This is a genomic window from Paenibacillus sp. sgz302115, from assembly GCF_056120445.1.
In genome coordinates, this window is sequence record NZ_JBVYOK010000001.1 from 185,775 (window position 1) to 198,883 (window position 13,109).

Below are 13,109 nucleotides of genomic sequence, written 5' to 3' on the forward strand. Positions count from 1 at the left end.
TCACCGCAGACACCGGTCTGCGAAGCGCAGTGCTTGTCCTAGCCGGACAGGGCTTCGCGTTTTTTTGCAGGTTAAAGAGGAACACTGTAAGGCATGTCGAATTTAGGTACGGGTGAGAAAACCGTTAATTTAACAGACAGGAGTACATAATGCGAACAAATTTGAAGGTTATTTCTTTGATTATCATGATTCTGCTGACATCAGCAAGCGTACCGGCAAGAGCAAATGGGGGAGAAGCGGGGGGACAATCAATAGCCAGTGCTAAGAGCAAGCCGATAATCTGCATAGATGCAGGCCACCAGAGTAAAGGCAATAACGCCAAAGAGCCGGTTGGACCGGGAAGCCGTACATTCAAGGCCAAGGTGTCCAGCGGGACGCAAGGCATTACGACGAAAATACCTGAATACAAGCTTACGCTTGAAGTGGCATTGAAGCTGGAAAAGGCACTTCAGAACGATTATGAGATTACGATGATTCGCCGGACCAATAATGTGGATATATCTAATAGTGAACGTGCTACAAGATGCAACCAGGCCGGGGCTGACCTTGCTCTTCGATTACATGCAGACGGAAGCGACAACCGAAGTGTTCAAGGAATGTCTTTTCTCTACCCATCTGCGTCCAACACATTTACGAAAAATATTGCTTCACAAAGTCTGGAGATCGCGGACGTCCTATCCCAGGCTGTGCTAAAAGAAACGCAGGCGAACTCACGCGGAATCGTTCCGCGGAGTGATCTGACCGGATTTAACTGGTCAAAAGTGCCTGTCGTGCTGATCGAAATGGGCTTCATGACAAACCCGAAGGAAGACAAGAAGCTAAGCGTGGCTTCGTATCAGGATAAGATCGTAAAGGGGATCAAGAAGGGACTTGATTCGTATTTTAAGTGAGCAGGAGGAGTCACAGTGAATATCCGTAAAAGGATTGTCCGCCTAATGGTATTCATGCTGCTAGCCGCCATATTCATTCCTGCAGGCGGTAATGTGGCCGCTGAGGCTGCGGTTGGACCTGTAAATGTGTCAGGCGGCTATGCGCATGGACTTGCAGTCTGGAGTGACGGTACGGTGACCGGATGGGGCTATAACAAATATGGCCAGGTTGGCGACGGCACAACCATTGATCAGTACATTCCAAAGAAGGTTGCCGGACTGACTAATATCGTGCAGGCTGCAGCGGGCAGCAATGCCTCTTTTGCACTGGACAAGAATGGAGAGGTATGGGCCTGGGGCCAAACCTATGGCGCATACGTTTTTGATGATCCGGTTTTGCCATATCAGAAAAGTGGAGGTCCAGTCAAATTAGCAGGGCTTCAGAACGTTTCATCCATTACTACAGACGGCTCTTCGGGAATAGCGGTGAAAAAAGACGGAACGGCGGTACTGTGGTATCCTTCCTTTGAGCAGAGCGATGTCACCATGCAGATGAAGGTCCGGTATTTGCCGTTACAAGGAATTTCGGGAGTTCGTTCTGCTGTTATAGTCGGTAATGACGCGCTGTTTCTAACAGACACCGGCAGTGTAAAGCGATTGAGTATTTATAACAGCGTAATGGGCAGAAGCCGCTGGGCGAGCGATCCGGTCACGGTATATACGCTTGCCGCCTCTGAGATTAAGCAAATTGCCGCATCAAGCGATGATGCTTTTCTCCTCCGCACGGATGGACAGGTTCTGCGCTGGAACAACTTGTTAAAAGAGCCTGTAGCATCAGGATTTGGCAATGTGTATAAGCTGCAGACCGGTTACAAGCAGTTGTTCCTGCTCAAGACTAACGGAACACTCTGGCAATGGAACTATAATTCCGGGCCGTTGTCCAAGGCGTTCCAGATGAAGGGTGCAGAGGACATCACAAATCTCTGGGGAAGCACGGGGAGCTTTGGTTTTGCCCAACGCAAGGATGGCACACTTCTGGGGTGGGGGGAAGGCTACTATAGCGGATTAGCGGCGGGTAGCGGAAATACAGCCAAAGATGGAGCTGTTACTGCTGTTCCGGTTCAGTCTACACTGAATTTTCTGGTGAACGGCCAGCCAACCACTTTTTACGGCACTGCAGGTGTTATTGACGGCAAGCTGTATGTTCCTTATACCAGTGTGTTCAAGGCGCTTGGAGTGAAAGCCGGAAGGAGCGAGTCCAATCCGGACCCGAAGGTTAACAACTCCCGTTTTACAGTATGGTCTTTTGTATATGGCAGCACAACCGTCCAGATCAAAGCCAGCACACCGGAGCAGCTCTTCATCAACGGCAGGAAATCGGAGCGTGCAATCTCGCTTAAAAGCTTGTCGGAATCAACCCAGTTTCCACTTCAGGACCTATGTGATCTGCTGGGTATTAGTCTGCAATGGAATAAAACCTCCGGTGAAGTTCGGCTGGGGAAATAGCACAAGATAGAGCAATAATCACTGCCGCCAATTTTTGGCGGTTTTTTTTCTACTATAATAAGAGCATAGTCTCCACATCAGCATGATGCCGCTTTCAAGCAAAAATAGTATAAAAGAATCATTAAAACGGTAAAATCGAGCTGTAAGCTGTTTTAACTTTTATATACATATAGACCTTGCTTTTTTTGCAAATGGGCCTGTTGGGATATCTTAACCTCTTTGCTGCGTCTAAGCCCTGTATGCCTAAAGGCTTAAAGTTCAAATATTCATATATATAGAGTGTTCCGGCAAATTACAAATTTTTCTGGGTTTACCCGATAGATATAGTAGATTCATGTTAGAAGGAAGGAGAACTACAGCAATGATCACAGCAATAGATACATGCCGCCAACCGGTGAAATCAAGAAGCATGTTATCGCAGATGCAGCAACCTGACCTGAACAGTCCCCCAAATCAGCTTTTAGTCGAAGTTTTTCAGCATAGCATTTTAAATATTAAGGATCATCTTTCCGGTCCCTATTTATTCCTGCTTACGGATGAGGAGGGGGTGCTTCTTAGCATGGATTACAGCTGCAATCTTGAAAGCGTTGTGAACCGCTCTCCTATTCATTTAGGCATGTTTTTTACAGAAAAACATTGCGGAGTGAACGCTATCTCAGAGGCGATATTGCAAGGGGGTCCCGTATATTTGCCGCCGGAGCAGCATGAAAGCCCATTTTTCAAAAATTGGCACTGCTTCTCTGTTCCTTTGACCGTAGGGCCGACTACTCTTGGTTATCTGGATGTGTCAACTATTGATGCGGATATGAAAAGTGAACTGATAGCCATCGCCAAGCTGATCCCGGCGGATATACTGAACAACTATCAGGCCAGACTTGCGTCCCAAGCTGCCGGTCAGCCCTCTGCACACTTAAGCGAACGTCAATTAAAGGTGCTTGAGCTGATCTCTCAAGGTCTGACTGGAAAGGCGATTGCTTCAAAACTGAAGATCAAAGAGTGTACGGTAAATCATCATAAAAAAGTAATTTTCGATAAACTCGGGGTGCAGTCCAGCTCGGAAGCCGTTTCGGTTGCCACCCGGATGTCTTTTTTGTAGAGCGTCCCCTATAGTTTTATATAGGTGGAAATGATAACATTACATGTTAAACTTTTCTGGTGTAAAAAAAGATAAAAAGAATGACCAGGAGGGTATTATGAACAAGAAAAAAGTTGGATTATTATCAATGGTATTGCTGTTGATGCTGGTGATGGTTACAGCATGCGGCGGGAAAGACAAAGAAGTAACCTTAGGTGTGACTGAAAGCGGATCTTACACAAATGACTATTTCGGTTTGTCCCTTAGCTTTCCAAAAGAATGGGTTTTCCAGAACGCTGATCAGATGATGGAGGTTGTGAAGGCTGGTCAAGAAGTCGTTGCCGGAGGCAATGAAGCCAAGAGCAAAATGCTGGATCTGGCGAAAACCAAAACGCTTAACCTGCTGATGGCCTCCAAGTTCCCACTCGATTCCGGGAAGGCTGGACCTTCGGCTGTCGCTGTAGCTGAGAAAATCAGCATGCTGCAGGGGATCAAGACCGGAAAAGATTATCTGGAGGCTTCCAAGAAGCTGCTCGTAGACAGCAAGCTTCCGTATGAATTCAAGGATGTCACGACAGTTAAAGTCGGCGGAAAAGATATGGATCTGATGCAGGCCACCATTAATACTGGTACTGCAGTAGTTACACAAGACTATTACAGCATTATTATGGATGGGTACGCACTGAACTTTATCCTTTCATACACCGATGATGCGTCGAAAGCGGAAACGGATAAGATTCTGGAATCTGTAACGTTTAAATAAGAATCAAAAAGGGGTGTCCCATGGGACACCCTTTTCATTCCCCTTAAAGGACCTAGTTGACCGACCTGCCAAATAAGAACAATAAAAGCCGCGATTCTCCGATAACCGGAGGATCGCGGCTTTTCTGGTTTTATACAGTTTTTTAACGAACTACTATTTTACCTTCGCCCGCCAGTCTGCGCAGCATGCTTGGGAGACGGTCACGTTCCGCTTCAGGAATGTCCAATTGAATACCGTATTGGTAGCTGCCCTCGTGCTCCTTATTCCATTTCAGTGTTCCTTCTATATACATAGGCTCTTCGGTAAGCAGCATCTCCATGCCAACGCGTACATCGTTGCTTTTCGGATTGACATTCAAGGGGAAGGACAAACGGCAGCCCGAACGGCTGATTTCCAGCAGAATAGCGCTTACAGGCTTGGGAGGAACTGGAATCCCGTTAATTGTAAGAATATGAAGATCAAGTGTAGCAGGTTCTATAAGGGTATATCGAAAAGGTTCAGTTCTGCGGTTCGTGTTCATATACTCCTCCATACTTTTCCATGTGTATTTTATATTTATCGACATGAAAGCGGCAGAAGTTAAGAGTTAAAATCCTTTTACAAGTATGAAAATAGAGTAGCATTGACAGTAACCAGCACCTAATTTATAATACCGATAAAACATAGTTAAAAAGTATGTATTTGTGTAAGGGTATATTTCAGAGGATCGATGAACCACTACAGGGAGGGATTAATAATGGCTGCTGTTCAGACTTTCAAAGCAACTGCACATTTGCAAGATGGCGTAAAAGTAAAAGCAACGTCCAGGCAGTTCGAGCTTACTATCGATGAACCTCAGAGCCTCGGCGGAACGGATACGGGAATGAACCCGGTCGAGGCTCTCCTTGTCTCGTTAGGGGCATGCCAGTCTATCGTTGCCCGGGTCTATGCGCCTAGGTTTGATGTTAAGCTCGATGATTTTCGCGTAGAAGTTGAAGGCGATATTGACCTTGATGGATTTTTGGACAAATCGGATGTCCGTCCCGGTTATTCAGACATTCGATATACATTTTATATCAAAACCGATTCGCCAAAAGAAAGAGTGGAAGAGTTTGTACGATTTTTAGAGCGCAAATGCCCGGTTGGGGATACGATCGCTAATCTGGTTCAATTAAAGCTCAAAAATATCATCATCGAACCAGCACATTCCGCGCAATAATAATTGTTCAAGTATTATTTTGTTATAGCTGTAAGCAAGAAGTCCGATGTTCACGCGGGCTTCTTACTTGTGCGCCATAAGTAGCGATAGTTAGGCGCTGAGAGCCGTAAAAGTCGTTGCAAAAGTATGCATAATCGTTGACGGCCTGCATTAGAAAAAATGCAAATACTCTTTATACTATATTTGAAAGCGATTACACAAAGCGATAGGGGGAAATTCTAGTGAACAAAAAAAGAGGGCTAACACTAATGTCCGGCATTCTAATGCTGTCGCTGCTCAGTGCGTGCGGCGGGGGCAACAACGGTAACGCCGGAGGCAGCCAGGCAGAGCCGCAGGCTTCGGCAGCCGCGACGAAGGCGGCGGGAGATTCCGGCACAGTGGATACCTCACAGCCTGTCGCGCTGAAGATGATCATGGTGGGACCCAAGCCGGTCGACTATGATACGGTTTTTGGGGAGATCAACAAGAAGCTGAAGGAGAAAATCAACGCGACTGTGGAAGCCGAGTTCCTGGACTGGTCCGATTGGGCGCAGAAATATCCGCTGAAGTTCGCGGCCAACGAGGATTTTGACCTCATTTATGCCGCCAACTGGGCAGGCTACAACGATCAGGCAATCAAAGGCGGCTTCCTGGAGCTGACCGACGACATGCTGCAGAAATACACTCCAATGACTTGGAAAGCGATGCCGGAGGTGAGCTGGGGTCAAGCAAAGGTGAACGGCAAGCTCTACATGGTGCCCCAGAACCGCGGAGAAACGGTTGAGAAGCTGATTCTATACCGGGAGGACCTGCGCAAGAAATACAACCTGCCGGAGATTAACAGCCCTGAAGCCTACGCTACCTATCTCAAGACTATCGCCGAAAAAGAGAAGGGTGTCGCACCGTTCACACCGGAGACCGGAGACTGGAAGTTCCACAATCTGGACCGGGTGCTGCTGAAGCAGCAGAACGAATGGAACATGTTCGACCTTGATATGCCGATAGGCTTCAAGCTGGACGATCCAACCGGTAAAGTGTTCAATGTATACGAAACGCCGGAATTTAAGAAATTGGTCTACTATTATAAAGATTTGTCCGATCACAACGCCTGGTCGAAGAGCGCACTGAACAGCAAGCTGGATCACCAGCAGGAGTTCCGTGAAGGCAAGACGGCGTCGATTACGCATAACGTAGGCACGCTTGGCTCTTTGATGACCGACATGCGGGAAAAGAAAACGCCATATGAGTTGGCGCTGGCTGACGTTACGCCGGACAAGAAGAAGTCGGTCGCTGTCTCCACGCAGAACGGGATCGCCATCCATGCCACCTCCAAGAATCCCGAGCGGGCACTGATGATGATTGATCTGCTGCAGAACGACAAGGAGCTGCACGATCTGATCATGAACGGGATCTCCGGTGTACATTACAACCCGGTCGGAGACGATAAGTACACTAACGCAGCAAAAAATGCCAACTACACCGGCTTCTCCAACTGGGGCTTTAACTCGCCGCTGAACCGTGACAACGCTTCCTTCCCGGACGAGGCAAACGCGCTGACCGACAAATGGGAAGGCGAGGTTTATCACTACCCGCTGGAAACCTTCGTGTTCGATAACAGCAAGGTGAAGACCGAAGTCGCGAACGTCGGCAATGTGATGCTCCAATACGGCATTCCGCTGGAATATGGCATGATTGATGATGTAGACAAGGGGCTGGACAAGCTGCAGAAGCAGGTAAAGGCCGCCGGCATAGACAAAATAATCGCGGAGGTTCAGCGTCAGATAGACGAATTTCTGGCGAAGTCGGCTCAATAATACGCATCTGACCGTTTGCAGCAGTCAATAGCTTCATGGTCATGCACACCTGCAAGGGAGTTATATAGCTCCCCTGCAGGTAATGCATTACTCCCATCTAAAAAAGCGAAGAGAAGCGCCTGCACAGATTACCGCTACTGCGAGCATCACAATAATGGGAACCAGAGCATTTTCGATAGGCAAGCCGAGTGAGGTGACCTTCAGCAGCTTGATTCCTTGAGTCAGCGGCATGAAATCGGCAATCCTTTGCAGGGGAGCCGGCATTACCTCATAAGGCAATGTAGTTCCTGAGAAAATCAGCATCGGAAAATACAACAGGCTGGCTAAGATGCCAGCTGTTTTAATATCTGGCGCCACCCCTCCCACCAGCAGCCCAATGCTGAACATAGATGCCATAATTAAGAAGTATGCACCCAAAAATTGGAGCCATGAACCAGCAAAGGTATAGTCGAAGAAAGAAGCTGAAACGGCATATACAAGGATAAGTGAAGCAACGGAATAGAGCGCATAGATGGCAACCTGTACCGCCAAAATGAGGGCAGGACTGACAGGAGTTACCTGGAACCTCCTCAGGATTTTTTTATGCCGGTAATCGGATACGACCAAGGGCAGACCCATCACGCCACCGGCACATATTGCGATAGTTGCAGCAGCGCCAAAGGACTGTTCAAGGAAAGAATATTGTGCTCCGTCAAAGGCAGGTTTGTTTCCATAAATAATTCCGAGAATAACCACCATCACAACCGGCATACAGATTGCAAAAATCAGCATATCCATGCCCCGCAGCGATAATTTAAGCTCTGTTTTGAACAGGGTGTTAAATGTCCGCATGTTTTTGTTCCTCCTCGTCTGTGAACCACAGGTATGCATCCTCAAATTTGTCATAAGGACTGGCTGAAATGGCTTCCTGTAGGGTTCCGTAAAATATGCTTTTCCCGTTCTTTAGAATGCTGATCTTGTCGCACAGCGCTTCCACTTCATCCATAAAATGCGAGGTCAACAGAATAGTCAGCCCTTGTGCTTTCAACTCCGCCAGACATTTCCACACATCCCGCCGTGCTCTTGCATCCAGTCCAGTCGTTAGCTCATCTAAAAACACAACTTCGGGATTGGGAATTAATGCAAGGACGATGAACAAACGCTGCTTTTGTCCGCCCGAAAGCTCGCTGACTTGATTTTTCACCTTGTCTGCCAGGCCAAATTGTTGCAGCAGGTCTATGTAAGCCACAGATGTTTTGTAAAAAGATTGTGTGACCTCACAAAGCTCCGCTACCGTGATTTTGTTCTGATAATTGGCTTCCTGAAATTGAACGCCAACCTGCTCGAACAGCTTTTTGCGGTCTGAGTGGGGATTCATTCCCAGAATAGATACAGTTCCCGCATCCTGCTGCTTCGTGCCTAAGATACACTCAATGGTGGTGCTTTTCCCTGCACCGTTTGCTCCTAGCAAGCCGAACACCTCGCCTCGGCAAACGGATATACTAATATTGTCGACCGCCTTAAGTGTGCCGTAGGACTTGCTTAGTTCATTGACCTTGATTGTTGTTTCCATGCTAATCGTGCCCTCCTGGTTGTTGTTTTTTGGTGCAAAAAAAAGAATAACACCAGAGCAAAGTCTGGTGTTAAAGTGGAGGGTTTGCCTTGAAATGTTTCTTCATTTCTTCCAGGTGCAGGAGCATGCTTCGCGCATTCGTTTCGGCATATCGCAAGGAGGTGAGCAGCTTATCGCATACCGAAATGATGCCTTCATGATCTCGAGGCGTATCAATAACCTCACGTATGTCAGCCTTCGGATCGCTGGACATAGCGCTTAGCAGCCGCAAAATCGCTGAAAGGGAATAATTCGCACAGCGCAGGGAACGTATGATTTTGAGCAGACTAATATCTTCATGCGTGTACACGCGGTAGCCGTTTTGCCTCCGCTTGACCGTAAGCAAACCGTTCATTTCCCAGTTCCTCAAAGCATCCATTGAGATTTGCAGATGGTCAGCCGTTTCTTTTCTGGTGAAATAGGTGTTGTTCACCTCTCGCTGCTTGCCTGACAAGAGCTGCTCTGCAATGGATAGAGCTTCTTCGGCGTTTTTCTGCTCCTGTTCGATTTGCTGCAGATAGCTTCTGGTAAGCAGAATCGCTCTGTCGAAATCTCCGGCAGCCGATGTTTTAATAATATCAATCGCATTTCTCCGCAGGCCGTTTTGCAGAACCTCTACCTGCAGGGCCGTTCTGGCAAGCTTAAATTGCTCCAGATGCAGATCTGTAAAAACCCGGTAGCCATTTGGTTTGCGTTCCGGCCTGGGGATCAGCCCAAGGTCCTCGTAAAGCCGCACCGTATTGGGGTGGATTCCGATGGTGCGTGCAATTTCAGATGTTCTATAGGTATTCATTCAATGAGTTGACCTCCAAACCTCACCTATATAAATTAAACTATAGATTTTCATCATCGGGGTCTGGTCGTAGCTGCGGGGAATGTTTGGACTTCCGGCCGCTGTTGTCTGCAGATTTCTTGATTTATACCGCTCGTTGCGGTTGAAATCCGCAGACAAAGGCGGACGCGTTCGCTCCTCCAGTTCCAAACTTCCCCTCCGTCACTTCTGCCCTTTTTATGTTTTCGTTAGTTCAATTTATATAGATCATAACACTAAGCAAAAGTCTGGTGTATGATTTCGTAACCTTGCAGATTATCTTTCGTATAAAGTTAAAAAGTATGATCCGAACAAATAAAAAATTGAGGTAGTGCATCCTATGAATGAATACATTAAAAATCAGGCTGATACAGGATATCGAAGGTCGGAACAGAAGGCGGCCCAGTATTTTGCGTTACTTTGCAATCAGGTTAGGGATAAGTCTTATGTGACTGCCTTGACTGAGGATATCGAAGTATGGAAAAAGAATCATATGCGCCGGTTTGCATGGCTATCCATCTTTTCACAGGGAAAGAGTAAACCCGATACCCGGGATTATTATAGATATATTCAATGGCTGAATTATACGGGGAAATTAGATGCTTACCTGGACCGGAGTGTCTCCTACATTTATATGAGGGATCTGGGCAAAGCTTTGAATTCTCCTCTCACACAGACCCGGATTCAGCGAACCATTGCTGACTTGAAGAAATACTTGCTTAAGTCCACCAATGCAAGCAGGGAGAACCAGCCGGAGTTTATGAATTTGGCAGGGGTGTACCGGTGGGCTCAAAAGGAAGGGATCGAAGCTGCCACAATCTGGGTATTGGGCAAGCTAAGGTCCGTATCTTCCCATATTCCGGAGGGAATGAATGCAGAGCATGCTCAGCGTAAGCTGATCAAGATCATCGTTGGCGTTGTTCTGCATGTGATGGAAGAGATGGGCGATGGAGTATCCTCTGAGGAACGTTCCCGCCGGCTGGATGAAGCTATCAGGCTTGGATATTCCTATGGCTTAACCTATCCGTTCATTGATGATCTTCTTGATTCCAATGTTTTGACGGTTCAAGAGAAAGAGCAATACTCCGACATGATACGTACTGCACTTCTCACTGGAGCTGTGCCTGAACTGGGCGAATGGTCCGGAGATAATATGGAGTTGATTTTTTACATCCATTCAGAGCTCAAGGAAGCTTTTGAGTATATCAAAGAAAATCAGGGGCCGGATACGCAGCACATATTTTTTGAGCAGTCGTATGTCTTTTTTCATGCGCAGGATATCGACCGTATCAAGGTGCTGGCGCGAACCGATTACACCAATGAAGAGCTGTATATCCCCGTCATTTTAAAATCTTCCTCTTCCCGGCTGATTGCCCGCTCCGTGAGCAGTGCCCCTGAGGATGGGGGATTTGAGCAGCGCACCTTCTTTTTTGGCATCTATAACCAGCTTGCCGATGATTTTGCGGATATGGTTGACGATATGAATGACGGTGCGGTAACACCTTATACCTATTATCTAAAATACCATCAGCAAAGAGCGGATCTGATCAATCCCTTCGAGCTATACTGGGCGGTAATCTCCAATTTGATCCATAACGTATATGGCTCCGATGCCAAGGCCAGAGAGGTCATATTAGACCGGGCGATCAATGGGCTTAAACGTTACAAGGAACGTGTAGGTGCTGATAAGTATGATGAGGTGATGGCGATTTTTGCCTCCGGTAATCCGGAATTTAACCGTCTCATTCAGAAAATGGTGCAGCAAGCGGATGATGTGGATTTCTTCGACAAGCTGCTGCGGGACCGGATGATAGCTGAGCTGAAAAGCGATGCCAAAGAGAAGGAAGAGTTTTTCAAAACGCTGAAGAATGTCCGCAATCAGATTAACAGCCAATTGAAATTTACCAAGCCTCAAGGGATTCCGGCAATGAAGGAACAGCTTATAGATGCTGCAAATTACAGCCTGGAAGGGGATGGGAAGCGGGTACGCCCGATTTTGACTTGGGTCATGGGTGTGAATGAGTACGGCTTAGATGGGAAGGCAATCATACCGCTGCTGAGATCGCTGGAGTATATGCACACTGCATCCCTGATTTTTGATGATCTGCCTTCACAGGATAATGCGTCAACCCGCAGAGGGCGCCAGACCTTGCATCAGGTTCACAATAGCGCTACTGCGGAATTAACCGGCCTGTATCTGATCCAGAAGGCGATAGGAGAACAAGCGTCTCTTGACCGGTTCAAGGCTGAGACTGTGCTTGCTTTGATCCGCTACTCGGCCCAAAAGGCAGAAGATATGTGTATGGGGCAGGCGATGGATTTGGACTCAAAAGGAAAAGCATTGACACTAGCGCAACTGAATATGGTGTGCTTTTACAAAACAGGGGTAGCGTTTGAGGCTTGTCTGGTTATGCCGGCTATGCTCGCAGGAGTCAGTGAATCGGAAATTGCTGCGCTCAAGAAGTATGCCTATCATATGGGGATTGCTTTTCAGATTAAGGATGATTTGCTTGATGTGGAAGGAGACATGCGCCTACTCGGCAAGCCTGTTGGCCAGGATTCCGGTAACAACAATTCGAATTTCGTATCCATCCTTGGCCTTGAAGGCGCCAGTAAGGAGATGTGGGAGCACTACTGCCTTGCCCTGGAAGCACTGAAGGAAGTGTCCCGCAATATCGCTTTTCTGAAGCATTTAATGAATTATGTGGTGCATCGGGACCGATAACATCGGAATCAGGAATTCCCGCAGAGTTAGAAATCTGCACAACCTCGATATTGAAATCGTGGATCTTCTAATGAAGACAACCAATTTTCGTCTGAGCTGGGGAGCGGGCATTTGGCTGTTAAGCTACAGGATTCGAGAGCATCGGCTAAAGCATTTTGCAGTACTGAATCTACAGAGCCGACGATGATCCAATTGCAGTCGATTTGTTGCTGCAAGACCAGCTCACAAAAGGTTTCCAGGGATGACTTCATAATAAGCGATGTTGGCGGCTATGGCCTGAGCGCTTTGCCGGAAGCTCTTGTCATTACCGGTGAAGCGGACGTGCTTCGCGATGAAGGCGAAGCGTATGCCAACAAATTGCGCGAAGCGGGCGTGCTTGTGACGGCCGTCCGCTTCCAGGGCATCATTCATGACTTCGTCATGCTGAATGTGCTGGCCGATACAAATGCAGCTAAAGGCGCTATGCTGCTGGCCAATGCCTGGATTCGCCAATAAAAGATATAAAACAAAAGAAACCTAGTTCATGATTGCAGGGGGTCCGATGGACTCCTTGCTTTCGTGTCATTAGCCAAGAATTGAGGCGAGATGTTCCTACTCGTCTTTCTCCAGTGAATCCTGTCTTGGTTAATGCAACCATCCTGCCATTGCTAAAATTCTTTCTGTTCTCACCTATCTCTCCTAGAGCGGAATCAAGAAGCGGAGCTTGTCAGACATTTACATCGCCAAGTAGCTTATACGCACCGGCGATGTATTTTTTGTGCCCTGAAGTCAACACGGA

At 47.4% G+C, this 13,109-nt stretch carries 12 protein-coding genes; 8 read left to right on the plus strand and 4 right to left on the minus strand.

Annotated elements, in window-relative coordinates; genetic code table 11:
- The first annotated feature begins 149 nt into the window (after positions 1 to 149).
- The 4 genes from AC0LWN_RS00820 to AC0LWN_RS00835 all read left to right on the plus strand — a co-directional run bounded on the left by AC0LWN_RS00820 (position 150) and on the right by AC0LWN_RS00835 (position 4,213).
- Positions 150 to 890: an N-acetylmuramoyl-L-alanine amidase family protein gene (locus AC0LWN_RS00820; RefSeq protein ID WP_474662764.1), complete on the plus strand. Its 741-nt coding sequence runs from the start codon at positions 150 to 152 to the stop codon at positions 888 to 890.
- Between the two features lie 15 nt (positions 891 to 905).
- On the plus strand, positions 906 to 2,375 hold the full coding sequence (locus tag AC0LWN_RS00825) for an RCC1 domain-containing protein (RefSeq protein ID WP_474662765.1): 1,470 nt from the start codon (positions 906 to 908) through the stop codon (positions 2,373 to 2,375).
- A 559-nt stretch (positions 2,376 to 2,934) separates the two neighbouring features.
- On the plus strand, positions 2,935 to 3,471 hold the full coding sequence (locus tag AC0LWN_RS00830) for a helix-turn-helix transcriptional regulator (RefSeq protein ID WP_474662766.1): 537 nt from the start codon (positions 2,935 to 2,937) through the stop codon (positions 3,469 to 3,471).
- A gap of 97 nt (positions 3,472 to 3,568) precedes the next feature.
- On the plus strand, positions 3,569 to 4,213 hold the full coding sequence (locus AC0LWN_RS00835; protein ID WP_474662767.1) for a hypothetical protein: 645 nt from the start codon (positions 3,569 to 3,571) through the stop codon (positions 4,211 to 4,213).
- Between the two features lie 142 nt (positions 4,214 to 4,355).
- Here AC0LWN_RS00835 and AC0LWN_RS00840 read toward each other — a convergent pair whose 3' ends face one another.
- The gene (locus tag AC0LWN_RS00840) at positions 4,356 to 4,733 is read right to left on the minus strand and encodes a PilZ domain-containing protein (protein ID WP_458965220.1); all 378 of its coding nucleotides are present in this window, start codon (positions 4,731 to 4,733) and stop codon (positions 4,356 to 4,358) included.
- 216 nt (positions 4,734 to 4,949) lie between these two features.
- Here AC0LWN_RS00840 and AC0LWN_RS00845 point away from each other — a divergent pair, with 216 nt between their 5' ends.
- Together AC0LWN_RS00845 and AC0LWN_RS00850 are read left to right on the plus strand one after the other, a co-directional pair.
- Positions 4,950 to 5,411 (plus strand): OsmC family protein, encoded by a 462-nt coding sequence (locus tag AC0LWN_RS00845; RefSeq protein WP_474662768.1) that lies wholly within the window; start codon positions 4,950 to 4,952, stop codon positions 5,409 to 5,411.
- A 221-nt stretch (positions 5,412 to 5,632) separates the two neighbouring features.
- Positions 5,633 to 7,204: an ABC transporter substrate-binding protein gene (locus AC0LWN_RS00850; RefSeq protein WP_474662769.1), complete on the plus strand. Its 1,572-nt coding sequence runs from the start codon at positions 5,633 to 5,635 to the stop codon at positions 7,202 to 7,204.
- An 87-nt stretch (positions 7,205 to 7,291) separates the two neighbouring features.
- On the opposite strand, the gene AC0LWN_RS00855 is transcribed toward AC0LWN_RS00850, so the two are convergent.
- From AC0LWN_RS00855 to AC0LWN_RS00865, 3 genes are all read right to left on the minus strand, one after another.
- Positions 7,292 to 8,035: an ABC transporter permease gene (locus AC0LWN_RS00855; protein ID WP_474662770.1), complete on the minus strand. Its 744-nt coding sequence runs from the start codon at positions 8,033 to 8,035 to the stop codon at positions 7,292 to 7,294.
- A complete protein-coding gene (locus AC0LWN_RS00860; RefSeq protein WP_474662771.1) occupies positions 8,022 to 8,756 on the minus strand; it encodes an ABC transporter ATP-binding protein in 735 nt (244 codons plus the stop codon). Before AC0LWN_RS00860 ends, AC0LWN_RS00855 begins: the two co-directional genes overlap by 14 nt.
- Before the next feature lie 70 nt (positions 8,757 to 8,826).
- Positions 8,827 to 9,588 (minus strand): MerR family transcriptional regulator, encoded by a 762-nt coding sequence (locus AC0LWN_RS00865; RefSeq protein ID WP_474662772.1) that lies wholly within the window; start codon positions 9,586 to 9,588, stop codon positions 8,827 to 8,829.
- Positions 9,589 to 9,937: 349 nt separating this feature from the next.
- Between AC0LWN_RS00865 and AC0LWN_RS00870 the strand changes: the two genes are divergently transcribed.
- Positions 9,938 to 12,331 (plus strand): polyprenyl synthetase family protein, encoded by a 2,394-nt coding sequence (locus AC0LWN_RS00870; RefSeq protein ID WP_474662773.1) that lies wholly within the window; start codon positions 9,938 to 9,940, stop codon positions 12,329 to 12,331.
- 111 nt (positions 12,332 to 12,442) lie between these two features.
- Entirely contained in the window at positions 12,443 to 12,826 is a 384-nt protein-coding gene (locus AC0LWN_RS00875; RefSeq protein WP_474662774.1) for an alpha/beta hydrolase fold domain-containing protein, read from the plus strand.
- The last annotated feature ends 283 nt before the right edge of the window (positions 12,827 to 13,109 follow it).